The organism is Gorillibacterium terrae, from assembly GCF_051594785.1.
GTDB lineage: Bacteria > Bacillota > Bacilli > Paenibacillales > NBRC-103111 > Gorillibacterium.
The window spans coordinates 73,570-95,926 of the sequence record NZ_JBPPGI010000007.1; the positions used below are offsets into that span (position 1 = coordinate 73,570).

The 22,357-nt window shown below is 62.1% G+C and carries 24 protein-coding genes and 1 riboswitch; of the genes, 1 reads left to right on the top strand and 23 read right to left on the bottom strand.

Features of this window, described 5'->3' with window-relative positions; all coding sequences use genetic code 11:
- Window positions 1-190: 190 nt before the first annotated feature.
- The 20 genes from ACSEXS_RS20485 to spoIIR all read right to left on the bottom strand — a co-directional run bounded on the left by ACSEXS_RS20485 (window position 191) and on the right by spoIIR (window position 16,843).
- Window positions 191-595, bottom strand: a complete 405-nt coding sequence (locus ACSEXS_RS20485; RefSeq protein WP_438435115.1) for a F0F1 ATP synthase subunit epsilon — start codon at window positions 593-595, stop codon at window positions 191-193.
- Between the two features lie 137 nt (window positions 596-732).
- Window positions 733-2,139 (bottom strand): F0F1 ATP synthase subunit beta, encoded by a 1,407-nt coding sequence (atpD, locus tag ACSEXS_RS20490; protein WP_438435116.1) that lies wholly within the window; start codon window positions 2,137-2,139, stop codon window positions 733-735.
- A gap of 68 nt (window positions 2,140-2,207) precedes the next feature.
- Entirely contained in the window at window positions 2,208-3,068 is an 861-nt protein-coding gene (gene atpG, locus ACSEXS_RS20495) for an ATP synthase F1 subunit gamma (RefSeq protein WP_438435117.1), read from the bottom strand.
- A 141-nt stretch (window positions 3,069-3,209) separates the two neighbouring features.
- Entirely contained in the window at window positions 3,210-4,724 is a 1,515-nt protein-coding gene (atpA, locus tag ACSEXS_RS20500) for a F0F1 ATP synthase subunit alpha (protein ID WP_438435118.1), read from the bottom strand.
- 15 nt (window positions 4,725-4,739) lie between these two features.
- The gene (locus ACSEXS_RS20505) at window positions 4,740-5,291 is read right to left on the bottom strand and encodes a F0F1 ATP synthase subunit delta (protein WP_438435119.1); all 552 of its coding nucleotides are present in this window, start codon (window positions 5,289-5,291) and stop codon (window positions 4,740-4,742) included.
- Window positions 5,288-5,776 carry a F0F1 ATP synthase subunit B gene (gene atpF, locus ACSEXS_RS20510; protein WP_438435120.1) on the bottom strand — a complete coding sequence of 163 codons (489 nt, stop codon included), beginning with the start codon at window positions 5,774-5,776 and terminating at the stop codon, window positions 5,288-5,290. The genes ACSEXS_RS20505 and atpF overlap by 4 nt, the downstream gene beginning before the upstream one ends.
- A 101-nt stretch (window positions 5,777-5,877) precedes the next feature.
- The gene (atpE, locus tag ACSEXS_RS20515) at window positions 5,878-6,102 is read right to left on the bottom strand and encodes a F0F1 ATP synthase subunit C (protein ID WP_438435121.1); all 225 of its coding nucleotides are present in this window, start codon (window positions 6,100-6,102) and stop codon (window positions 5,878-5,880) included.
- A 117-nt stretch (window positions 6,103-6,219) separates the two neighbouring features.
- A complete protein-coding gene (gene atpB, locus ACSEXS_RS20520) occupies window positions 6,220-7,002 on the bottom strand; it encodes a F0F1 ATP synthase subunit A (protein WP_438435122.1) in 783 nt (260 codons plus the stop codon).
- A 33-nt stretch (window positions 7,003-7,035) separates the two neighbouring features.
- Complete coding sequence (locus ACSEXS_RS20525; protein ID WP_438435123.1) at window positions 7,036-7,410, bottom strand: ATP synthase subunit I; 375 nt, start codon at window positions 7,408-7,410, stop codon at window positions 7,036-7,038.
- Window positions 7,403-7,642 carry an AtpZ/AtpI family protein gene (locus ACSEXS_RS20530; protein ID WP_438435124.1) on the bottom strand — a complete coding sequence of 80 codons (240 nt, stop codon included), beginning with the start codon at window positions 7,640-7,642 and terminating at the stop codon, window positions 7,403-7,405. The genes ACSEXS_RS20525 and ACSEXS_RS20530 overlap by 8 nt, the downstream gene beginning before the upstream one ends.
- 445 nt (window positions 7,643-8,087) lie before the next feature.
- Window positions 8,088-9,233, bottom strand: coding sequence for a non-hydrolyzing UDP-N-acetylglucosamine 2-epimerase (gene wecB / locus ACSEXS_RS20535; RefSeq protein ID WP_438435125.1), 1,146 nt, complete (start codon window positions 9,231-9,233; stop codon window positions 8,088-8,090).
- Window positions 9,234-9,362: 129 nt separating this feature from the next.
- The gene (upp, locus tag ACSEXS_RS20540) at window positions 9,363-9,992 is read right to left on the bottom strand and encodes a uracil phosphoribosyltransferase (protein WP_438435126.1); all 630 of its coding nucleotides are present in this window, start codon (window positions 9,990-9,992) and stop codon (window positions 9,363-9,365) included.
- 260 nt (window positions 9,993-10,252) lie between these two features.
- Window positions 10,253-10,660 carry a RidA family protein gene (locus ACSEXS_RS20545; RefSeq protein WP_438435127.1) on the bottom strand — a complete coding sequence of 136 codons (408 nt, stop codon included), beginning with the start codon at window positions 10,658-10,660 and terminating at the stop codon, window positions 10,253-10,255.
- Window positions 10,660-11,907, bottom strand: coding sequence for a serine hydroxymethyltransferase (gene glyA / locus ACSEXS_RS20550; RefSeq protein ID WP_438435128.1), 1,248 nt, complete (start codon window positions 11,905-11,907; stop codon window positions 10,660-10,662). Before glyA ends, ACSEXS_RS20545 begins: the two co-directional genes overlap by 1 nt.
- A gap of 101 nt (window positions 11,908-12,008) precedes the next feature.
- Entirely contained in the window at window positions 12,009-12,599 is a 591-nt protein-coding gene (locus ACSEXS_RS20555; protein ID WP_438435129.1) for a TIGR01440 family protein, read from the bottom strand.
- A 15-nt stretch (window positions 12,600-12,614) separates the two neighbouring features.
- Complete coding sequence (gene rpiB / locus ACSEXS_RS20560; protein ID WP_438435130.1) at window positions 12,615-13,073, bottom strand: ribose 5-phosphate isomerase B; 459 nt, start codon at window positions 13,071-13,073, stop codon at window positions 12,615-12,617.
- 138 nt (window positions 13,074-13,211) lie between these two features.
- Window positions 13,212-13,291: riboswitch (ZMP/ZTP riboswitch) on the bottom strand.
- Between the two features lie 63 nt (window positions 13,292-13,354).
- A complete protein-coding gene (locus ACSEXS_RS20565) occupies window positions 13,355-13,933 on the bottom strand; it encodes a low molecular weight protein arginine phosphatase (protein WP_438435131.1) in 579 nt (192 codons plus the stop codon).
- Window positions 13,934-14,020: 87 nt separating this feature from the next.
- A complete protein-coding gene (locus ACSEXS_RS20570) occupies window positions 14,021-14,575 on the bottom strand; it encodes a manganese efflux pump MntP (RefSeq protein WP_438435132.1) in 555 nt (184 codons plus the stop codon).
- A gap of 204 nt (window positions 14,576-14,779) precedes the next feature.
- Window positions 14,780-15,928 (bottom strand): L-threonylcarbamoyladenylate synthase, encoded by a 1,149-nt coding sequence (locus tag ACSEXS_RS20575; protein WP_438435133.1) that lies wholly within the window; start codon window positions 15,926-15,928, stop codon window positions 14,780-14,782.
- A gap of 111 nt (window positions 15,929-16,039) precedes the next feature.
- Window positions 16,040-16,843, bottom strand: coding sequence for a stage II sporulation protein R (gene spoIIR / locus ACSEXS_RS20580; protein WP_438435195.1), 804 nt, complete (start codon window positions 16,841-16,843; stop codon window positions 16,040-16,042).
- A 188-nt stretch (window positions 16,844-17,031) separates the two neighbouring features.
- Between spoIIR and ACSEXS_RS20585 the strand changes: the two genes are divergently transcribed.
- Window positions 17,032-18,642, top strand: a complete 1,611-nt coding sequence (locus tag ACSEXS_RS20585; protein ID WP_438435134.1) for an ATP-binding protein — start codon at window positions 17,032-17,034, stop codon at window positions 18,640-18,642.
- A 350-nt stretch (window positions 18,643-18,992) separates the two neighbouring features.
- Here the strand turns inward: ACSEXS_RS20585 and prmC are convergent, their stop codons facing one another.
- The 3 genes from prmC to ychF form a co-directional block, all read right to left on the bottom strand.
- Window positions 18,993-19,907 (bottom strand): peptide chain release factor N(5)-glutamine methyltransferase, encoded by a 915-nt coding sequence (gene prmC / locus ACSEXS_RS20590; protein WP_438435135.1) that lies wholly within the window; start codon window positions 19,905-19,907, stop codon window positions 18,993-18,995.
- 125 nt (window positions 19,908-20,032) lie between these two features.
- Window positions 20,033-21,100 (bottom strand): peptide chain release factor 1, encoded by a 1,068-nt coding sequence (gene prfA / locus ACSEXS_RS20595; protein ID WP_438435136.1) that lies wholly within the window; start codon window positions 21,098-21,100, stop codon window positions 20,033-20,035.
- 127 nt (window positions 21,101-21,227) lie between these two features.
- Entirely contained in the window at window positions 21,228-22,328 is a 1,101-nt protein-coding gene (ychF, locus tag ACSEXS_RS20600) for a redox-regulated ATPase YchF (protein WP_438435137.1), read from the bottom strand.
- Window positions 22,329-22,357 lie beyond the last annotated feature (29 nt).

Consider the following 22,357-nt stretch of genomic DNA (forward strand, 5'->3'; position numbering starts at 1 on the left):
TTCGCTATGAAGAATTGTAAGTGCTTTCTTGATTATACCAAATCGTTAAAAAGTTTGTCTATTCCGTTAACATCCACCGTTGAGTCCATCTTCCCTTTACATACCTACTCGCCGAGCCGCTTTGGCATGCCACCCGTCCCGCGGCTCGCAAACAACAAAAAAAGCGAAGGATCGGCTCCTCCGCTTCTGTTTAATGCTTATGGCTGGCAACGTTAATCCGGTTGACTGCGCGTTTAAGCGCGAGCTCGGCACGGACGGCGTCGTACTCGTCCAGATGGAGCAAGCGGCTCTCGGCGCGGCGCTTCGCTTCTTCGGCGCGGCTAAGGTCGATGTCGCTCGGAAGCTCGGCCGTCTCGGCCAGGATCACCACTTTGTCCTTGCGGACTTCCATGAAGCCTCCGCCGAGCGCGACGACCTCCTCTTCTCTTCCGTCGGTCTTGATCCGCACCGGCGAAATCTTCAGAGGAGTGAGAAGCGGAATGTGGTTCGGGAGAATCCCGAGCTGGCCTTCCACACCCTCCACAACGATCATGTTCACGTCATGGTCATACACCTTGCGTTCCGGGGTCACGATTTCGAGTCTAAATGTGCTCACTTAGCACCCTCCTGACCGTACGGACTGTACTTCTTCCGCGGTCTCCCCGAATCGGAATCGGCTTACGCCCGCCAGCCGGATGGGCTTGGCAGAGGGAAGGCCGGCCTGGCGGGGAGCCTGCGGCGAAGGATGTTCCGTTACAGAGTTTTCGCTTTCTCTACGGCGCCTTCGATCGAGCCGACGTTGATGAAGGCGAGCTCCGGCAAGTCGTCGTATTTGCCTTCCAGAAGCTCCTTGAAGCTCCGTACGGTATCCTTGACGGGAACGTAGATCCCCGGCATGTTATTGAAGGCTTCCGCTACGTGCAGCGGCTGGGACAGGAAGTTCTGAACCTTGCGGGCGCGGTAGACGGTTACCTTGTCTTCGTCGCTGAGTTCGTCCATCCCGAGGATGTTGATGATATCCTGGAGTTCCTTATAGCGCTGCAGGAGGCGTTTTACGCCCTGCGCCACGTCGTAGTGCTCCTGGCCGACCACTTCCGGCGTCAGGATGCGCGAGCTGGAAGCCAGCGGATCGACGGCCGGGAAAATCCCGATGGCGGCAATGCTGCGCTCCAGGTTGGTGGTGGCGTCCAAGTGGGCGAACGCCGTAGCCGGAGCCGGGTCGGTGTAGTCGTCGGCGGGAACGTAGATCGCCTGAATCGAGGTAACCGAACCGTTGCGGGTGGTGGTGATCCGTTCCTGCAGCTGGCCCATTTCCGTTGCCAGCGTCGGCTGGTAACCAACGGCAGACGGCATGCGGCCGAGCAGCGCGGATACTTCCGAACCGGCTTGGGTGAAGCGGAAGATGTTGTCGATGAACAGCAATACGTCGCGGTTTTCTTCATCGCGGAAGTATTCCGCCATGGTCAGACCGGTCAGTGCCACCCGCAGGCGGGCGCCGGGCGGTTCGTTCATCTGGCCGAAGACCATCGCCGTCTTCTCGATAACGCCCGAACCCTTCATTTCATGGTACAGGTCGTTGCCTTCGCGGGTCCGTTCGCCGACGCCGGCAAAGACCGAGATCCCGCCGTGTTCCTGGGCGATGTTGTGAATGAGCTCCTGCATCGTAACGGTCTTGCCGACGCCGGCGCCGCCGAACAGGCCGATCTTGCCGCCCTTCGGGTACGGGGCGAGCAGGTCGATGACCTTGATGCCCGTCTCCAGGATTTCCTGCGTCGGGGAAAGCTCCTCGAACGTCGGGGCTTGCCGGTGGATCGGGCTGTACTTCTTGGGCGTTACCGGCGCGCCCGGGTCGATGCATTCGCCGATGACGTTGAAGACGCGGCCGAGCGTTTCCGGTCCGATCGGTACCGAGATCGGCTTGCCCGTGTCGATGGCTTCCACGCCGCGGACGAGTCCGTCCGTGCTGGACATGGCGATGCAGCGAACCGCATTGTCGCCCAGGTGGAGAGCCGTTTCGACCGTCAGGGAAATGTCGGACTCCCCGGGGTTCTCCGCCTTCTTCTCAATGGTAATGGCGTTCAGAATATCAGGCAGAGCCCCGCGTTCGAACTCGATGTCGACGACAGGACCCATGACCTGAACAACGCGTCCTTTGTTCATTTCAATTCCCTCCTATTTCAATCCACGCAACTTGATCGCAAGCAGGCGAAGCCGGCCGTTTGCCCGGGCTATACCAGCGAGTTGGAGCCGGCGACGATTTCGGTGATTTCCTGCGTAATCGCAGCCTGGCGGGCCCGGTTATACGTAAGCGTAAGCGAATTGATGAGTGTGGTCGCGTTCTTGCTCGCGCTGCCCATCGCGGTCATCTTGGCGCCGAATTCGCTCGCCTTGCTTTCCAGCAGCGCGCCGTAGATCAGCGTTTCCGCGTATTTCGGCAGCAGCACGCCGAGCACTTCCTCCGCGGAGGGCTCATACTGGTAGTCGTTCGCGCTGCGCTCGGCCTTGATGTCCTCCAGCGGAAGCAGCTGCTTGGAGGTCGGCACCTGCACGATCGCGTTGACGAACCGGTTGTAGATGATGTGGATCTCGTCGTAGATGCCGTTCGCAAAATTGTTCACGGCGGCCGAAGTCAAGTCCTTGATATCGCCGAACATGGGCGTGTCGGACAGACCGGTGATTTCCTCCAGCACCGGATAATTGCGGCGGCGGAAGTAATCGCGGCCCTTGCGGCCGACCACGAGCAGCGTGTATTCGTCCTTGGACTGGTGGCGCTCCTCCAGGATCTGAACCGTCCTGCGGATCAGGTTGGAGTTAAAGCCGCCGGCGAGTCCGCGGTCGGAGGTAATCACCAGGTAGCCCGTCTTCTTCACCGGACGCTTCTGCAGCATCGGGTGGCTGACCTCCCGATTGGCCGCGGCGATGTGGGCGACCATCTCGCGTATCTTCTCCTCGTAGGGCCGGGCGGCTTCCGCCCGCTGCTGAGCCTTGCGCAGCTTGGCGGCCGCTACCATTTCCATCGCCTTGGTGATCTGCTTCATGCTCTGGATGCTCTTGATCTGGCGTTTGACTTCGCGCATTCCTTTTGCCATTTTTTTCACCACCTAAGAACTTTCCATCGGAAAGTTCGCATCGTAAGCATCGGCTAAGCTTTTCGTTAGAAAAGTTCGCATCGTAAGCAACCTCTAAACTTTCCATCGGAAAGTTCGCATCGTAAGCAAAATGCTAGCCGTTTATTTCGAGGGAGCGAATCCCTTGCGGAATTGTTCGATGGCATCCTTCAGCGCCTTTTCGTTATCCGCGGTCAGGTCCTTCGTATCGCGGATCGAGGCGAGGATTGCCGGCTGGTTGGCTTCGAGGAACGCGAGGAACTCTTTCTCGAAGCGCTTGATGTCTTCCAGCTCGATCTCGTCGAGGTAGCCCTTCGTTGCCGTGTACAGGCTGGCGACCTGCTTCTCGACGCTCAGCGGCTGCTGAATGCCCTGCTTCAGCACTTCCATCAAGCGGGCGCCGCGATTCAGGCGGGCCTTGGTGGATTTGTCGAGGTCGGAGCCGAACTGCGAGAACGCCTGCAGCTCGCGGTACTGCGCGAGGTCCAGCTTCAGCGTACCGGCGACCTTCTTCATCGCCTTGATCTGGGCCGAGCTGCCGACGCGGGATACGGAGACCCCGACGTTGATGGCTGGGCGCTGGCCGGCGTAGAACAGATCGGATTCCAGGAAGATCTGGCCGTCGGTGATCGAGATCACGTTCGTCGGGATGTACGCGGAGATGTCGCCCGCCTGCGTCTCGATGAACGGCAGAGCGGTGAGCGATCCGCCGCCCAGCTCGTCGCTCAGCTTGGCTGCGCGTTCGAGAAGGCGGGAGTGCAGGTAGAAGACGTCGCCCGGGTAAGCTTCGCGGCCCGGCGGACGGCGGAGCAAGAGCGACAATTCGCGGTAAGCGGCGGCCTGCTTGGACAAGTCGTCGTAGATGATCAGGACGTGCTCGCCCTTGTACATGAAGTATTCGCCCATGGCGCAGCCGGCGTAAGGAGCCAGGTACAACAGCGGCGAAGGCTCTGAAGCGGAGGCCGTAACGACGATGGAGTAATCCATGGCGCCGGCTTTCTGCAGCGTGCCGACGACGTTGGCTACGGTCGACTGCTTCTGGCCGATGGCGACGTAGATGCACTTCACGCCGTTGCCCTTCTGGTTGATGATCGTATCGATCGCGATCGCCGTCTTGCCGGTCTGGCGGTCGCCGATGATCAGCTCGCGCTGGCCGCGGCCGATCGGAATCATCGAGTCGATCGCCTTGATGCCGGTCTGCATCGGCTCAAATACCGATTTACGGGCCATGACGCCCGGAGCCGGCGATTCGATGTTGCGGAATTCGGTCGTGGCGATCGGTCCCTTGCCGTCGACGGGTTCGCCGAGGGCGTTGACGACGCGGCCGAGCATGGCGTCGCCGACCGGAACCTGCATGATGCGGCCGGTCCGCTTGACCTGGTCGCCTTCGCGGATGTCCGTGTACGGACCCAGGATAACGATACCGACATTGCTTTCCTCGAGGTTGAGGGCCATGCCCATCACGCCGTTCGAGAATTCGAGCAGTTCCCCTGCCATACAATTCTCAAGGCCGTGGGCGCGGGCGATACCGTCCCCGACCGTAATGACTGTGCCGATTTCGTAAACCTGCATATCGGCCTGATAGTTTTCAATCTGGCTTTTAATCAGCGTGCTGATCTCTTCCGCTCTTATACTCAAGGAACTCACCCCTATCTACTGTGCTTTGCGTGAAACCAAGCTCTTGCGCAGCCGGGCCAGCTGGCCGGAGAGGCTGCCGTCGTACAGCATATCGCCGATGCGGACCGTCAGTCCGCCGAGTATATCCGTGTCGATGACGTTGACCACCTTGACGGTCTTGCCGATCTTGGCCCCGAATTCCCGGGCGATCTCGGCCGACTCTTCCTCCGTAAGGGGGAACGGGGTCGTTACGACCGCTTCGGCCTGCTTCATTCCTTCGCCTGCGATCTTGCTGTAATCGGCAGCGAGCTCCGGCAGAAGCGCTTCCCGTCGGCGGTCGACCAGAAGCTTCAGCAGGTTTGACACCTCGGTCGACACCTTGCCGTCAAACAGAGCGGCGATCACGTTCTTCTTCGCCTCCGGGGCGATGCTGGGATGTCCCAGAACCCCGCGAAGGTCCTCGCTTTCGGCAAAGGCGGCGGCGACCTGCTTCAGGTCCTCCTCCACGGCCGAGACATTGCCGTGTTCCCGGGCCAGCTCATACAGCGCCTTGGCATACCGTTTGGAAGCTGCCGTGTCCTTGCTCATGAGGATTGTCCCCCAACCTCTTTCAGGTAATCGTCAACCAGCTGCTTTTGCGAGCGGGGATCGATCTCCTTGCGGATGATCTTGGAGGCGATCTGGACGGACATGTCGCTCACTTCGCCGCGCAGAGCGGCGATGGCTTTGTCCTTCTCCGTCTCGATCTGCTGGAGGGCGTCCTGCTTCATGCGGGATGCTTCTTCCCGGGCCGAGTGCAGAATTTCCTCCGTCTGGTGATTCGAGGCCTGACGGGCCTGCTCGACGATACCGAACGCTTCCTTGCGGGCCGTCTCCAGCGCCTGCTTTTGATCCTCCAGGTACTGGACGCTTTCCGCGCGTCCCTGTTCGGCCTTCTGAATTTCGCTCTGGATATATTCACGGCGCTTCTCCATGACGCCGAACAGCGGACCGAACGCGTAACGGTTCAGCAGCAGGTACAGCACCACGAAGGCGACGATGGTGATCAAGAAATTTCCCAGATTAAACGTCACTGTAAATCCTCCCTTCGGCAACAAAGCCGCATGCAACCGTCCAAGTAAAAGGAAGGCGCGGATGGCTTAGGCCTTCCCCGCCAAACCTGGAATATGTGAACTTAGGCGCCAAAGTAGAACATGAAGGCGAGGACGACACCGATGATCGGCACAACTTCGACGATACCGACGCCGATGAACATCGTGCTTTGGAGCGTGCCGCGCAGTTCCGGCTGACGGGAGATCCCTTCGACCGTCTTACTGATAATCAGGGCGTTGCCAATACCGGCGGCGATGGCGCCGAGGCCTACTACAATTGCTGCTGCAAGATATGCATATACTCCCATTGTTTAAAATCCTCCCTAAGCTAATTTTGGATGGGTATGGTGATCCCCGTTCGGAACAAGCGAGCGCTATCCGCGGGGGTGTAGCTGAAATGAAGTGCGGTCTTAACCGACCGAAAGTCAATGCGCGTCCTCGTGCACGGTCGCCTGTGCGATGTAGACCAGCGTCAGGATCGTGAAGAGGTACGCCTGGATGGCGCCGATGAAGATACTGAACCCTTGCCACACCGCCATGAGCGGCGTGCCGAACGCCCCGGCCATCAAGATGGTCGAGATGAGCACTTCCCCGGCGTAAATGTTGGCAAAAAGACGCAGGGCAAGCGTCAGCGGCTTGGCCAGATTTTCGATGATGTTGACGGGCAGGAAGATGGGATAGGGTTCGACATAATGCTTGAAGTAATGCCGTGTATTCTTCGTCATGCCCCTGAAGTGAACGATCGAGATGACGACCAGCGCGAGCGCCGCCGTGACGGACAGGTCGGCCGTCGGCGATTTCCACCAGGAGACCTCGGCACCTTCATGGCCTTTGGCAATAGCATCGTCGATCGCCGCCTGGGAGACCACCGTGTGGCCGAACAACTCGACCGGATGATGGGCTTCCGACGTGACGAAAAACGGGAGGCCGAGCAGATTGCCGATGAAGATAAAGAGGATCAGGGTCATCGCCAGCGACGTGTATTTCTTCCCCGTCTTGAGATCCTGCGTGCTCGCGATCATGCCTTGGATAAACTCCACGACCCACTCCAGGAAGTTCTGCATCTTGGAGGGGTTGGTCACGGACAGCTTCCGGACGCAGAGCCGGGCGATCACGAAGACGATCACGCAGGTCACCAAGAGCGTCAGCAAGCTGGCGAGGTCGATCTTGATGCCATGTCCCAGATCCCATATCGGAAATTCATGCATGGATATAATTCACCCCTTTCCCCGGCCTTGCTCTTAATGGTTTTTAAAAGCGGAGAAAATGCCGTAGAGAATCGTGCCGAACTGAATGAACACCAGTCCGGCGACGAGTCCGACCAGGCTTGCATGGAGCTTGACGGCGATCATGGCGGCGAGGATGACGATGCAGACGCGCGTTATGTAGCCGAAACCCTTCTGCTTTTTCTCCGACTTTTGAACAAGATGATTGGCAAAGCGCTTGGTATGATAACCAAGATTCCAGGAAATCGCCAGGCTGGCCGCCGTTCCGAGCGCAAGTCCCGCGAGCGCCGGTCGGGCCGACGGAAGGAAAAGCGCCGCCACGAGGCAGACGGCGATGAACAAGAGGGCTATAGTGAATAACTTTCTCAAGAGTACGGCCAGGTCATCCATTCGTTTCCTCCAAGTAGCGCTTGATGAGGAGAACCGCTCCGGCGAGTCCCAGCGCGAGACCGGTCAGCGTGCCTGCAATCATCCAGGCTTTGCCGCCGTTCGTCAATCGGTCGATCCAGCGTCCGACCGCGTACCCTCCCAAAATACCGAGCGCCACCTCCACGCCGAGCGTGCCGACCAGTCCGGCAGCCTTCCAAGCTTCATTGGGCTTATGGGAACCGGGGTCCGGCATGTGAGACTCCCTCCTCCAAAAGAAGCGGTTGCAGGTGAGAACTTTCACGGATGCGATCAGCGTAAAAATAGCGCAAACAATCCTCATTCATTGTAGCTAAGGCAGGAACCCATGTCAATTCGGCCAAAAAATAAACTTCTGTGAACGAGCATCAAAAAAACCTTGATAAATCAAGACTTGTGTCGTTTTGTTGCGTTTGCTACCGTTTCCACTGTGACTGAATCTATTGACAATTTCAGATAACTGTTATATGGGGCTTTATACCCAGATTGCGAAAAGAGGCACAAACCCTTGCCAATATTGGGTTTTTCGAGTTGCCCGCCCACAACTTTCATAGCCTTGGCAAAAACCCATCCAGCGCCCGTAGCGCCCTTCCCAGAAAGAAAACAGGCCGGTTCGGGACAAAAGGTCCCGCCGGCCTCCTGGTCGGTTTGCACGCATGCGTTCAGTTCGTTCCGAAGGGCTCAGGCCGCTCCGGGGACAAGCCGAAATGATGCTTGATTGCCTGGACGATCCGCTCCGACGCCCGGCCGTCTCCGTACGGATTGGCCGCCCGGCTCATCCGTCCGTAGAGCGCCTGATCGGTGAGCAGGGCCCGGGTTCGGGCATAGACCTCCTCTTCCTCGGTCCCGACCAGCTCCAGGGTTCCCGCTTCCACGCCCTCCGGACGCTCGGTGGTATCCCGCAGCACGAGCACGGGCACGCCGAAGGAAGGAGCTTCCTCCTGCAAACCGCCCGAGTCGGTCAGAATCAGGTGGGTGTGCGGATAGAAGTTGTACATGTCCTCGACATCGAGCGGATCGATCAGCCGGATGCGCGGATGGCCGCCGAGGATTTCGTTCGCCGGCTCGCGGACGGCGGGGCTCAGGTGCACCGGATAGACGATGGCGATGTCCTCGAACTCGTCGGCGATCCGTTTGACGGCGCGGAAAATCTGCCGATGCGGCTCGCCCTGGGATTCGCGGCGGTGCGCTGTCATCAGCACGAGGCGCTTGCCCTGCGCCCAGTCGAGCATCGGGTGCGTATAGCCTTCGCGCACCATGTAGCGGGGCACGTCGGTAATCGTGTTGCCGGTGACATAGACGCGGTCGGCCGGCTTGTTCTCCTTCAGCAGATTGCCCGCCGACCAGCCGGTCGGGGCAAAATGCAGATCGGCCAGCACCCCGGTGAGCTGCCGGTTCATTTCCTCGGGATACGGCGACAGCTTGTTCCAGGTCCGGAGGCCCGCTTCCACGTGGCCGATCGGAATCTGCTGGAGGAAGGCGGCGTAGCTCGCGAGGAAGGTGGTCAGCGTGTCCCCGTGCACGAGAATGATGTCGGGCTTCGCTTCGGCGAACACCGGCATCAGCCCCTGGATCACCCGAACGGTAATCTCCTCGAGCGACTGCCGGTCCTTCATGACGTTCAGGTCGTAATCCGCCTTGATGGCGAAGGTCTCCATGACCTGATCCAGCATCTGACGGTGCTGGGCGGTCAGGCAGACGAGCGGTTCAATCTGTTCCGGGTGACGCGCAAGCTCCAGCACGAGCGGAGCCATCTTGATGGCCTCGGGCCTTGTCCCGAAAACCGTCATTACTTTCAGACGTTTCATGAGGAACTCCTTTCCCAGACCGTGGCGGCGCGGAAGCTTCCGCGCCGGAGATTTCGGCTTGACCCAAGCTTCGTCAAGCTCCTTTATCGTACGGCCGCGAAGGCCGGGAGTTTCACGACAAACCGGACGTTATTTCGTGCCGAACAGACGGTCGCCCGCGTCGCCGAGACCGGGAATGATGTACCCGTGGTCGTTCAGGTAATCGTCGACGGCGGCGACGTAGAGGTCCACGTCGGGGTGGGCGTCCTGCAGGGCCTTGATGCCCTCCGGGGCGGCGATCAGACACATCAGCTTGATCTGCGTGCAGTTCAGCTTCTTCAGCACGCTGATGGCGGCGATGGCGGACCCGCCGGTCGCGAGCATCGGGTCGATGACGATCAGTTCGCGTTCGGTCACGTCCGTCGGCAGCTTGGTGTAGTATTCGACCGGCTGCAGCGTCTCGGGATCGCGGTACAAGCCGATATGGCCGACCTTGGCGGCGGGGAGCAGCTTCAGCACGCCGTCCACCATGCCGAGGCCCGCGCGCAGAATCGGAATAAGGCCGAGCATCCGGCCGGAGATGATCTTCGATTCGGTCTGGGCTACCGGGGTTTTTACCGTTACCGTCTCCAGCGGAATGCTGCGGGTAATCTCATAGGCCATAAGGGTCGCCACTTCGTCCACCAGCTCGCGGAAATCCTTGGTCGTCGTGTTCTCATCCCGGATGTACGTCAATTTGTGCTGGATCAGCGGATGATCGCAAACATATACTTGTCCCATCAGTTATCCTCCCGAACGGCTTTCCACCGTTTTTTTCATAAAACTTTGTCCATTATAGCACAACCGATTCATTTAATCTTTTCCAAAACCTTGAACAGGATATTCCAAGAAAATGCCGCAATTTGTCGAAAGAGGGGTTCTTCCCTTAAACCGGTTTACCGTCGAGCTTCAAAAAAACAAGCCGCTTTCCTCCCCGGTACGGGAAGAAAAACGGCCTGTTTGCTGCTCCGGCTTTGCTGCTCCGGCGATAGTATAACCACTTACGGGCATCCTTCGGCAAGAACCGCTTCCGCCTCGATCTCGACCAGCAGCCGGGGATCGATCAGCGCCCGCACCTCGACCATCGTGGCCACCGGATCGATGCCCCGGAAGAATTCGCCGTGCGCCCGCCCGATTTCCTCCCAGAGGGAGATATCGGTGACAAACATGCGGGTACGCACGACGTCCTTCAGTTCGGCGCCGAGCGTGCCGAGCGCCTCTCGGATGGTCTCCAGGATGCACCGTGTCTGGGTGTACGCATCGCCCTCGCCCACCACCGCGCCGTCCTTCATGGCGGTCGTCCCCGCCACCTCGATCCGGCCGCCGATGCGGATGGCCCGGCAATAGCCGACCTTGGCCTCCCAGGGCGACCCGGAATAAGCGCGGTGCCGTTCCTGCGGCGGCATCATCAATACGTCAGCCCCTCGTACAGCGGGTACTGGTCGGTCAGCTCGCCCACCATGCCGCGCGCCTTGTTCAGGGCGGCCTCGTCGTTCGGGTTCTTGAGCGCCAGCGCGATGATCTGGCCGATCCGCTTCATCGCCGCCTCGTCCATGCCGCGGGATGTCGCGGCCGGTGTGCCGATGCGGATGCCGCTCGTCACGTTCGGGCTGGCCGGGTCGAAGGGAATGGCGTTCTTGTTGACGGTGACGCCGATTTCGTCGAGCAGGTGCTCGGCGGCTTTGCCGGTGATGTCAATGCTGCGCAGGTCGACCAGCATCAGGTGGTTGTCGGTGCCGCCGGACACGATGGTCAGTCCCTGGGCCATCAGTTCCTCGGCGAGCACCTTGGCGTTCTTCACCACCTGCTCGGCGTAGGTTTTGAATTCCGGCTGAAGCGCTTCGCCGAAGGAAACGGCCTTGCCGGCGATGATATGCTCCAGCGGACCGCCCTGCGTGCCGGGGAAGACGGCCTTATCGATCGCCGCCGCCCACGCCTTGCGGGTGAGGATCATGCCGCCGCGCGGACCGCGCAGCGTCTTGTGCGTCGTCGTGGTAACGAAGTGGGCGTGCGGGACCGGGCTCGGGTGAACGCCGGCGGCTACCAGCCCGGCGATGTGGGCCATGTCGACCATGAACAGCGCGCCCACGTCCTGGGCGATGGAGGCGAACGCCTCAAAGTCGATGATGCGCGGATAAGCGCTCGCGCCGGCTACGATCAGCCGGGGGCGGTGCTTGAAGGCCGCCTTGCGGACTTCGTCGTAATCGATGCGGAACGTGTCCTCGCGGACGCCGTACGCGGCGAAGTTGTAGAGCAGGCCGGACGCGTTGACCGGGCTGCCGTGCGTGAGGTGGCCGCCGTGGGCGAGGTTCATGCCGAGGACGGTGTCACCCGGCTTCAGCGCCGCCAGGTAGACGGCGAGGTTGGCTTGGGCGCCGGAGTGCGGCTGCACGTTGGCGTGCTCCGCCCCGAAGATCTCCTTGGCGCGGTCGCGGGCGATGTTCTCCACGACATCGACGAACTCGCAGCCGCCGTAGTACCGCTTGCCGGGGTATCCCTCGGCGTATTTGTTCGTCAGCACGGAGCCCATGGCCTCCAGAACGGCGGGACTGACAAAGTTCTCCGATGCGATCAGCTCGATATTCCGCTTCTGGCGGGTAAGTTCCTTCCCCATCGCCGCGAGAAGCTCCGGGTCCTGCTTGCGCAAATGTTCCATGTCCATCCTCCCAAGGGTTCATTCTTATGATAAGGGCTGTATCCTCTTGTTCGTTCTGCAGCACGGCCGACACGACCGGCACGGTCTCCGCGCGAAACCCGCTATTCGCAGGTCCCGAGCTCCCGGGCCGCAGCCGGGTCGTACACGGCGCGCGGGCCGCCGATCAGCTTCGGGCGGCTGTACGCCATCGTCACGGCGGCTTCGCCGATCCGCTTCACGCTGGGCCGCACGGGCACGGCCACCGGCTTCAGGTGCATACCGATCAGCGTCGAGCCGATGTCGATCCCGGCGTCGGCCCGCACGGCCTCGATCACGACCGGATCGGCCGCCTGCCCGAAGGCGTAAGCCGCGAGCGACCCGCCGGCATGCGGCACGGGAATCACCGAGACCGGCTCCCAATCCGGCCGGCCCGCCAGCCATTCGCGCTCGGCGACGAGCGCCCGGTTCAGGTGCTCGCAGCACTGAAACACCGGGCGAAAGCCCGCCCGCGCCTGCGCCCGGCGGACGCCTTCCCAAAGAGCGGCGGCGACGCCCAAGCTGCCGGCCGAGCCGATCCGCTCGCCGGCCACCTCGCTGGTGCTCGCGCCGATGACGACCAAGCTGCCCGGCGGCAGCTTGGCGGCGGCGACCAGCTCGCCGAGCGCCCGATCCACGCCCGCCGCCAGCTCCTCGCGATCCGTTCTCTCGCTCATGATGCCTCGTCCTCCTTACGGATGGATGGCCGACGCTCCTTCGAGCCCGGTCACCTTGGCGATCCGGCCCTTATGCCGTTCGCCCTCCGAAAATTCCGTCGAGAGCCAGACCTTCAGAATCTCCTCGGCCATGCCCGGGCCAATGACCCGTTCGCCCATGGCGAGCACGTTGGAATCGTTGTGCTCGCGCGTCGCCTTCGCCGAGAACAGGTCGTGCACCAGCGCGCAGCGGATGCCGGGAATCTTGTTGGCGGCGATGGTCATGCCGATGCCCGTGCCGCAGATCAGCACGCCCTTGTCGGCGGCGCCCTCCGTCACCTTGCCGCAGACGGCGGCCGCGTAATCCGGGTAATCGACGGATTCCGGACCGCTGCACCCGAGATCGAGCACCTCGTGTCCGAGCTCTTTCGCCACCTCGGCCAGCCTATTTTTCAGGGCGTACCCTGCGTGGTCGGCTCCAAACGCTACTTTCATTGCTGTGGTTCCCCTTTCTGTCGCTTGCCCAGTTTTTCCTATTATACCCGAACCGCCCCCTCTTGGCACGATCAACGATTTCGTTCACAACGAAAAAAAAGAGCCCGCCCGCGCGAAAAAAAACATGCGCGTTGCGTCGCTCTTTGCCCAGGCGGCCGGCCGATAGCCCCGAAGCTTCACCGTGGTAGCCCACTATGCCGCCAGTCACTTCGGAGTCTTGCGATTTGCTTCTATGGTAACGGGATTGGACCGGTTTGTAAAGCGGCCTTCCGCACTAAAGACTAGTCTTCCCGCTTGAGCCGCTCGACGATCCGCTTCAGCGCATCCTCGATATCGCGGGCGCAGATGCGGTAATCCTCCAGGGTTCCGCCGAACGGATCGGAGATGTCCTGATCCTGCGCCAGGCTTTCCAGGAACAGCGCGCGTTCCCGCTCGGCCGCCGTCAGCTTGCCGCCCAGCGAATGCTTGGTCACGAGCTCCGCCAGCTCCCGGTCGGCGTCGGCCTGCTCTTCCTCGCTGCCGCTTCCGGCATATTCGAGCAGGGTGAAGACCTTGCCCTCCGCGGCGGGGAAGCGGGACAGCAGCTGGTTCTTATGCCGGACGGTCATCGTCAGGATCAGATCGGCCCCGGCCACGAGCGGTTCCTTCACCGCTTGGGCGCTCCTTCCGCTCTCGATGCCTTTATCGGCCAGCACCTTCTGGGAATGGCTGGAGATGGAGCTCCCTTCCATGGCGGCCACTCCTGCCGAATGAACGTCGAGGGACAAGCCCGCTTCCTTTGCCATCTTGCGCAAAAGCCCTTCGGCCATCGGACTGCGGCATGTGTTGCCGGTGCAGACGAACAATATGGTTTTCCCCATGAAAGTGGTCTCCTTTCCGAAGAAATCGGGTGATTTCTTCATTATACCCCATAAGGCGAGCGATAGGGAAACGGTCTACGCCTTTTTTCAGAATAAAAAACGCAGGCCGAACGTCAGCAGAATCAGCCCCCCGAACGCTTCTCCGTAGCTGCCCACCCATTCCCCGACCCGCCGGCCGAGCATGAGACCCGAGATGGACATCAAGCCGCCGAAGGCGCCGAAGAGCAGGACCGCGAGGATCAAATCCGAGGCGAAAATGCCGAGCGAGACGCCCACGGAGAAGGAGTCGATGCTGACCGAAAAGGCAAACAGCAGCATGCCCCAGAGCGAACGGGCGTTGATGCCCTCGCTCTTCTCGCTGCGCAGGGAGTTGTAGATCATATGGGCGCCGAGCAGCACCAGCAGGATGCCGCCCACCGAGGTCGCCACTTCGCCCAATAGCTCGCCCACGAGATGTCCGGCGAAGATACCGGCGAGCGGCATCACCACGTGGAAGACGCCGATGATAACGCTCAGCTTGAGCACATCGAGCAGGCGGATGCCCCGAAGCCCGATCCCGATGCCGAGCGAGAAGGCGTCCAGTCCGAGCGCGAACGCCATCAGGATGAGGGTAAACCATTCTCCCCACTGCGCGGTATTCATGTTCTTCTCCCCTTTTGCCGGCCTATCCGAGTGAGACGGCATTCGCCTTGTCCGGTTCTTTGTTCATGGATATGCGGACGACCGGGAAAACATGTCCGGCCTATCGGCCAGGAAAGGTTAAGCGAGAGAAGAAGCGGCCGCGCGAATGGAAGAACGCAAAAAAGCCCGTCTCCTCCGGCGTGCCAGGGGAAGCGGACTTCGGGATCAGGGAACGGCACGGACGACCCGGCCGCCGGCGGCCTTGCGCAGCCGGTTCATCACGGCGGCGCCGAGCCCCGCCTCGTCGACGGCTTCGGCGAGGATAAAGGTCGTGCCGGCCTCGTCAAAGGCGCGGAGCGCGTCGTACAAGCCGCGCGCATAGGCGGCGGGGTCGCCCTCCGGGCCGTAGGCGATCACGGTATCGGCGGCGTAGGCCGCGGCGCGCTCCTCCGCGGCGAGCACGCCCGTGCGCTCGCCTTCCGCCTTCCTCCGCACCAGCTCGCGGTTGATCCAGGCCGTGCGGCCGCTCGGATCGCCGGGTTCGGCGGTCACGACGGTCAGATGGCCCTTCGGCGCATAGTGGGTGTATTTCATGCCCGGCGCCTTGGGCGTGCCTTCGGCTTCGGCGTCGGCCTCCGCCGCGACCGGAACGGCGCGGGCGGCTAGCCCGGCGGCCGCAGCCTGCGGATCGGCTCCGGCGGCCGACTCGCGGGCGCTGGTCACCTCCGCCCCGGGCACGGCGAGCCGCAGCGCTTCCGCGCTGACGCCGCCGGGGCGGAGGATGTGGATGCGCCCGCCCGGGCGGCATTCCACCACCGTCGACTCGACGCCGACGCCGGTCGATCCGCCGTCGACCACGCCGCCGATCCGCCCGGCGAGGTCGTCCAGCACGTGGGCGGCCCGGGTCGGGCTGGGCCGCCCGGAGCGGTTCGCGCTGGGCGCGGCGAGCGGGCAGCCGGCCGCGGCGATGAGGGCGAGCGCGACCGGGTGGTCGGGCATGCGGACGCCTACGGTCGCAAGCCCCGCCGTGACGCGCGGCGAAACGGCGCCGGGAACAACGGGCAGCACGACCGTCAGCGGGCCGGGCCAGAAGGCCGCCATCAGCGCCCGGGCGGTGTCGTCCGGCGGAGCGGTCAGGCCGTCCAGCTGGGAGGGGTCGGCGATGTGCACGATGAGCGGGTTATCCGCCGGCCTGCCCTTCGCCGCGAATACCCGCTCCACCGCCGCCGTATCCCCGGCGTCCGCCCCGAGTCCATAGACCGTCTCCGTCGGAAACGCCACCGGCTCTCCCCGGCGGAGCATTTCCGCCGCCGCGCGGACAGCCGGATGCTCCGGAGTCGCCTCGGCGGCGTTCACCTGCCATAGCTTCGTCATCGTCTTCATTCCTCGTTTAGGTTCAGGGAGCAGCCCCCGGATAGATTGAGCGCAAGACCCGCGCCGTTGCCCATTATAGCGAATCTGTCCGGGACTGTCACTTCGCCGGGCTTACCGGAACAGCCCTTTGATCCAGCGGCCGATGTCCTTGAGCAACTCCCACAGGAAGAACTTCGCCTTCGGCTTCGCGTCGTCTGCGCCGGCGGCCGCACTCGCCCCGCCATCCGAATCTGCGGCGGCAAGCTTGCCGCTGTCGGACTGGGCGGCCGAGCCGTCCTTGCCGGCCGAAACCGCAGAGCCGCCCTTGCCGGTCGAGGCCGACGCCCCGACTTTTCCCGCTTTCCGTGCGGCGCTGTCCTCGTCCGCCGATTTTTTGCTCAGCACGGCCTGCTTGAGCGCGGCCCCGTCCTCCTTCTTGGCGACGGCATCGGCAAAGCACAAGGGAGGAAATAGCACGCACCACCAGTTCTGGCCTTCGCCCTTGCCGAGCGTGATGCGGAGCGCTTCATATTCCCCGGCGGCATACAGGCGCGAAGCGAACATTTTATCGGGAAACTCGACCTGGCCGAGTTCCACGGAGTATCCGTATGGGAAGCCGCGGGTGGCGAGCAAGTTACCGACCAGCCTGCCGATCTCCGGCAGATGCTCGCGAATGGCCGTCCGGGCTGCCGCCAGATCGTTCGGCTCCGCTACCCACCCGTTCAGCTCGGCGCCCACCCGGTCGCGGATGACGCGTTTGATCGCCTGATCCTGGATCGTATCGGAATTGGCGACGATGCGGATGCGGATCGATTCTCCCGGAATGCCGCTCCCGCCGAAGGCGGCGTCCGCTTTTTGCGTCTGCCAGTTTAGGACCAGCATCGTTAGGGAAAAAAATAAGAGTGCCAACACTCGGGTATTCGTCCGCTTGACCATTCGTTTCACGCCCCGCTTCCGGCTTCTTGGTTCTATCTCCAGTATGGCCCGGACGCGAATCTCTTAAACCTCTCTATCAATTCCATTTGCTAGAAGGATCACTCCCCGACTCCTACGCCTTTGCGTTTGGTTTGTGTTATGATTTGGCGTAGAGTGTTCACCGTTTTGCTTGATCGGAGGCTTGCCGCGTGCATTGGTACAAAACCTTTTTTGCGAATATCAGCATCCTGCTCACCCTGACCTACCTCGCCAGCGTCTTCAATAAGTACCTGCTGAAAGGCATGGTTCGCCGAACGCAAAATCTCCTCTTCGCCCTGGCCGCCATCCTCGGCGGATGGGTCTCAATGTATTTTGGACTGCCGCTCGCGGAAAATGTCTTGTTCGACCTGCGCTTCGTCCCGCTCATCATTGCTCCCTTGTTCGTCGGCCCCTCCTATTGGCTGATCGTGATCGGCGCCGGTATCGGGCTCACGCGGCTCACCTTTTCCCTGACCACGGCCTCCTGGGTCGGCTGCCTGAACATGACGATCCTGGGCCTCGTCGCCGCGGCCCTGCATGAATATTGGAGGAAACGCGAAGCCGGGTTCTGGAAAAAATGCCTGAGCTTCGTCTTCACCATCAACCTGACGAACGTCCTCGTCATCGCGGTGTTCGGCGTCATTCCCGCCGGTAAATACCTGACCGATATCGCTGTGCTTACCTTTCCGATAAGCGTGCTGCTCAGCCTGGCTTTCTCGCTCATTCTGCGTGATTTTCAGTTGGAATTCCGCCGACAGGATAACCTGCAGGAAGCCAATTACGAGCTTGCCGTCCAATACGAGATCGCCCAGGACAAAACCGCCGAGCTGGTCCGGACGACGGCCGCGCTCGAGGAGCATGCGCATATGCTGCAGCTCAGCAACCAATACAAAAGCGAATTCCTCGCCAACATGTCCCACGAGCTGCGCACACCGCTGAACAGCATGCTGATCCTCTCCCAGCTGCTGGCCGAGAACCGGGCCGGCACGCTCCCGCCCGAGGAAGTCAGCTACGCGGAGATGATCTACTCCTCCGGGCAGGACCTGCTCCGTCTCATCAACGACATCCTCGACCTGTCCAAGGTGGAGGCGGGACGAATCGAGATCATCCGGGAGGCGGTCAACCTGGGCGAGCTGCCGCAGCTTCTGGAGCGCCATTTCCGCCCTCTTGCCCAACAGAAGGGACTCGCCTTCGAGCTCGTGTTCGGACCCGAACTGCCCGCGCTCATCTACACGGACGGCCAGCGGCTGCAGCAGATTCTGATGAATCTGCTCTCCAACGCCTTCAAGTTTACGGAGCAAGGCTCGGTGCGCTTATCCATCCAGGCGGTAGACCGGATGGATGTCCTGGAGGCCTTCTTCCGGCAAGCGGACCGGATGCCGGAGAGGCTGTCGGACTTCGAGATCTTCGGCTCCTTCTTCGAACCGGCGCCGGAGCCCGCTCCCCAGCCGCCGGACCCGGCGAGCGGCGCGTCTGCGCCGTCTTCGTCAACGCCGTCTTCGGCGGACTCCGGCGGCAGCAGTCCGGAATGGCTGGCTCTCGCCGTCGAGGACACCGGTATCGGCATTCCCGAGGACAAGCAGGCGATCGTCTTCGAAGCCTTCCGCCAAGCCGACGGCACGACGAGCCGCAAGTATGGAGGCACCGGCCTCGGATTGTCCATCTCCCGGGAATTCGCCAAGCTGCTCGGCGGGTTCATTCAGCTCGACAGCGAGCCGGGGCGCGGCAGCCGGTTCACGCTCTATCTGCCGTACGGGCGGGAGGTTGAATCGACCCGGTAGGCTAGGGATTCGCCTAATCCAGGAACGTTAGGGAGAGGGAGTACCTCGGGCCGGTCTTGGTCGGTCTTGGTCGGTCTTGGTCGGTCTTGGTCGGTCTTGGTCGGTCTTGGTCTGTCTTGGTCTGTCTTGGTCTGTCTTGGTCTGTCTTGGTCTGTCTGGATCGGTCTCCTTCGTCTCCGTCTGCCGAAGCTGGCCGTCCCCCTCTCGCCAATCTGAACAAAAGGCTTCCGGTCCCCGTTGGATAAACGGGAGACAGGAAGCCTCTTTCAATTCGCCGCATGTGCCGGTTGTCGGTGTGCGTCTCACTCGGATAGGCGATGCACCCGGTCCGCATCCCCAACCGGCTCACGTCAATCCCGGTCGCGGCCGGCGAGCACATGCCGGGAAATTCCGGCGTAGTCCGGCACGATCTCCAGCCAGTCGAACCGGCCGGTCGCCCTAAGCAGCGCCGCCACCTCGTCGGCTTGGCCGATGCCGACCTCGAAGCCGACGAGACGGGGCCAGATGCCGTACTCGGCCATCTGGGCCGCCATCCGTCGGTACGGCTCCAGGCCGTCGCCGCCGCCGTCGAGCGCGAGAAGCGGCTCATGCTGGCGCACCTCGCGCTGCAGACCGGCAATATCGCCGGAGGGGATATACGGCGGATTGGACATCAGGATGTCGGGCTGAAGCCCGGCGGCCTGAAGCGGCGCCAGCAGATCGCCCTCCAGCCAGCGAATCCCCGCATCGGCCCCGCTCCGCTCGGCATTGCCGCGCGCGACCGCGAGGGCCTGCGGCGACAGGTCGACGGCGGCGATGCGCCAGCCCGGGCAGAGGGTAGCCGCCGTCACGGCGATCGCCCCGCTGCCCGTGCCGATATCGGCGGCCAGCACGGAAGGGTCGTTCCCCGCCGCCGCAGCGTCGGCGCCGGGCCACATCCGCTTGCCGTGGCGGACGATGGCCTCCACGAGCAGCTCGGTCTCCGGCCGGGGAATCAAGACGGCCGGCGTGACTTGGAAGGGGAGCCCGTAGAACTCCTGCTCCCCGAGGATATACTGCAGCGGCTCCCCCTCGGCCCGCCGCGCGAGCACGGCCGGCCACCCCGCCGCCGCTTCCGGCGGGAACGGCTCGGGAAAGCGCCAGAGCAGCTCGGTGTCGCTTGCGCCGAGCTGCTTCGCGAGCAGTCGGCGGGCGCTGACCTCCGGCTCCGTGATGCCCGCTTCCCGCAAAAAAGAAGAAGCCTGAACATAGGCTTCGCGAATGGTGGGCTGCTGTTGTTCGTTCATCCGGTTCGGCTCCTTCTTTCTTCCTTCCCGGGCTACCTTCTACCGCCTTAGAAGCGACAAGGAAGCAGCCCGGCACCAGGTTATCCTAGGTCCTGCGTGCTTTTTCGAGTCATTGGCTGGCAGCGTTACTCCGCCTTCTCCAGCAGCTCCGCCTGCGCCGCCACGGTCAGCGAGCCGATGATCTCTTCGAGATCGCCGTTCAGCACGCTGTCCAGCCGGTGCAGGGTAAGGCCGATGCGGTGGTCCGTCACCCGGCTCTGCGGGAAGTTGTACGTGCGAATCCGCTCGCTGCGGTCGCCGGTGCCGACCTTGCTCTTGCGCTCGTCGGCGTACTTGGCCTGCTCTTCCTGCAGGAACTTGTCGTAAATGCGCGCCCGCAGCACCTGCAGGGCTTTCTCTTTGTTCGAGTTCTGCGACTTGCCGTCCTGGCAGGTGGCGACGATGCCGGTCGGCACGTGCGTGACACGCACCGCCGATTTGGTTGTGTTGACCGATTGGCCGCCCGCGCCGCTCGAACAGAAGGTATCGACGCGGATGTCGCTTTCCTTGATGTCGATCTCGACTTCCTCGGCTTCCGGAATGACCGCCACCGTCGAGGTGGAGGTGTGAATCCGGCCGCCCGATTCCGTCACAGGAATGCGCTGCACCCGGTGCGCGCCGCTCTCGTATTTCAGCTTGCTGTAAGCGCCCTTGCCGCTCACCATGAACACGACTTCCTTGAAGCCGCCGAGGTCGTTCACGTTCGAATCGAGCACCTCGACCCTCCAGCCCTGGGCATCGGCGTAGCGGGTGTACATCCGGTAGAGGTCGCCTGCGAACAGCGCCGCTTCGTCGCCCCCTGCCGCCCCGCGGATTTCGACGATGACGTTCTTGTCGTCGTTCGGGTCCTTGGGCAGCATCAGCACGGTGAGCCGCTCCTCGAGCGCTTCCTTGCGCCCGGAGAGCTCCTCGATCTCCAGCTTCACCATCTCGCGCATGTCGTCGTCGAGCTTTTCATTCTGCATGGCCTTGGCGGCATCCAGTTCCTCGCAGACGGTCCGGTATTCTTTATAGGCGTCGTACGCTTCCTGAAGGTCGGACTGCTCCTTCGAGTATTCCCTCAGCTTGGCGGAGTCGTTCGCCACATCCGGATCGCACAGCAGCTCGCTGAGCTTGTCGTATCGGTCTGCCAACGCTTGCAGACGGTCCAGCATGATGGTTCCTTCCTTTCGTATGCGGCTCCCTGAATCGTCAGGGGAAATTGCGGTCATCTTTGCCCGCACGGCTTTCGGGTCACATCGGTCCTCGGCCTCCGGTTCTGGGGTAGAAAGCGTTCAATGGCTAAACGTTAAAGCGGAAGTGCATCACATCGCCGTCCGCCACCACATAATCCTTGCCCTCCAGCCGCAGCTGGCCCTTCTCCCGGGCCGCCGCCATGGAGCCTGCGGCGATCAGATCATCATAGGAGACGACTTCGGCCCGGATGAAGCCGCGCTCGAAATCGGTGTGGATGACTCCGGCCGCCTGCGGCGCCTTCGTCCCCTGGTGAATCGTCCAGGCGCGGACTTCCTGCACCCCGGCCGTAAAATACGTGTACAGCCCGAGCAGCTTATAAGCAGCCCGAATGAGCCGGTTGAGCCCGGACTCGGTCAGCCCCAGCTCCTGCAGGAACATCTCCTTGTCCTCGCCTTCGAGCTCGGCGATCTCCGACTCCACCTTGGCGCTGATCGGAACCACCTCGGCCCCTTCGGCTGCGGCGTAGTCCCTGACCTTCTGCACGTACGGATTGGCATCCGCGTTCCCCGCCTCGGCCTCGCTGACGTTGGCCGCGTAGACGATCTGCTTCATGGTAAGCAGCGGCAGGTCGCGGAGCATCTGCCGCTCCTCGTCGGACAGCTCGACGCTGCGCGCGGGCTTGTCGGCGTAGAGGGCTTCCTTGATCCGCTCCAGCAGCTCCACTTCGGCGGCATACTTCTTGTCGCCGCCCTTCATGTTCTTGCGGGATCGGTCGATCCGCTTCTCGACCGACTCGAGATCGGCCAGAATCAGCTCCAGGTTGATCGTCTCGATGTCGCTCACCGGATCGACCTTGCCGGAGACGTGGGTGATGTTCTCGTCCTCAAAGCACCGCACCACATGGACGATCGCGTCCACCTCGCGGATGTGGGCGAGGAATTTGTTGCCGAGCCCCTCGCCTTTGCTCGCGCCCTTGACCAGACCGGCGATATCGACGAATTCAAAGGCGGTGGGCACGATGCGGTTCGGGGTGACGATGTTCGCCAGGCCCTGAAGCCGCTCGTCCGGGACTTCGACCACGCCTACATTGGGATCAATGGTGCAGAAGGGATAGTTGGCCGACTCCGCGCCCGCCTGGGTAATGGCGTTGAACAGCGTGGACTTGCCCACGTTGGGCAGACCGACAATTCCGGCTTTTAATGCCATCTATGGAACACTCCTTGTCATCTGAAAGA

Coding starts and splice junctions, on each gene's coding strand:
- ychF (WP_438435137.1), bottom strand. CDS start 22,328: ATGGCATTAAAAGCCGGAATTGTCGGTCTGCCCAACGTGGGCAAGTCC.
- atpE (WP_438435121.1), bottom strand. CDS start 6,102: ATGGGAGTATATGCATATCTTGCAGCAGCAATTGTAGTAGGCCTCGGC.
- spoIIR (WP_438435195.1), bottom strand. CDS start 16,843: ATGGTCAAGCGGACGAATACCCGAGTGTTGGCACTCTTATTTTTTTCC.
- ACSEXS_RS20525 (WP_438435123.1), bottom strand. CDS start 7,410: ATGGATGACCTGGCCGTACTCTTGAGAAAGTTATTCACTATAGCCCTC.
- atpG (WP_438435117.1), bottom strand. CDS start 3,068: ATGGCAAAAGGAATGCGCGAAGTCAAACGCCAGATCAAGAGCATCCAG.
- glyA (WP_438435128.1), bottom strand. CDS start 11,907: ATGGAACATTTGCGCAAGCAGGACCCGGAGCTTCTCGCGGCGATGGGG.
- ACSEXS_RS20545 (WP_438435127.1), bottom strand. CDS start 10,660: ATGATGCCGCCGCAGGAACGGCACCGCGCTTATTCCGGGTCGCCCTGG.
- ACSEXS_RS20565 (WP_438435131.1), bottom strand. CDS start 13,933: ATGGGGAAAACCATATTGTTCGTCTGCACCGGCAACACATGCCGCAGT.
- ACSEXS_RS20530 (WP_438435124.1), bottom strand. CDS start 7,642: ATGCCGGACCCCGGTTCCCATAAGCCCAATGAAGCTTGGAAGGCTGCC.
- prfA (WP_438435136.1), bottom strand. CDS start 21,100: ATGCTGGACCGTCTGCAAGCGTTGGCAGACCGATACGACAAGCTCAGC.
- ACSEXS_RS20505 (WP_438435119.1), bottom strand. CDS start 5,291: ATGAGCAAGGACACGGCAGCTTCCAAACGGTATGCCAAGGCGCTGTAT.
- prmC (WP_438435135.1), bottom strand. CDS start 19,907: ATGAACGAACAACAGCAGCCCACCATTCGCGAAGCCTATGTTCAGGCT.
- ACSEXS_RS20575 (WP_438435133.1), bottom strand. CDS start 15,928: ATGACGAAGCTATGGCAGGTGAACGCCGCCGAGGCGACTCCGGAGCAT.
- ACSEXS_RS20570 (WP_438435132.1), bottom strand. CDS start 14,575: ATGAATACCGCGCAGTGGGGAGAATGGTTTACCCTCATCCTGATGGCG.
- atpD (WP_438435116.1), bottom strand. CDS start 2,139: ATGAACAAAGGACGCGTTGTTCAGGTCATGGGTCCTGTCGTCGACATC.
- rpiB (WP_438435130.1), bottom strand. CDS start 13,073: ATGAAAGTAGCGTTTGGAGCCGACCACGCAGGGTACGCCCTGAAAAAT.
- wecB (WP_438435125.1), bottom strand. CDS start 9,233: ATGAAACGTCTGAAAGTAATGACGGTTTTCGGGACAAGGCCCGAGGCC.
- atpB (WP_438435122.1), bottom strand. CDS start 7,002: ATGCATGAATTTCCGATATGGGATCTGGGACATGGCATCAAGATCGAC.
- upp (WP_438435126.1), bottom strand. CDS start 9,992: ATGGGACAAGTATATGTTTGCGATCATCCGCTGATCCAGCACAAATTG.
- ACSEXS_RS20555 (WP_438435129.1), bottom strand. CDS start 12,599: ATGAGCGAGAGAACGGATCGCGAGGAGCTGGCGGCGGGCGTGGATCGG.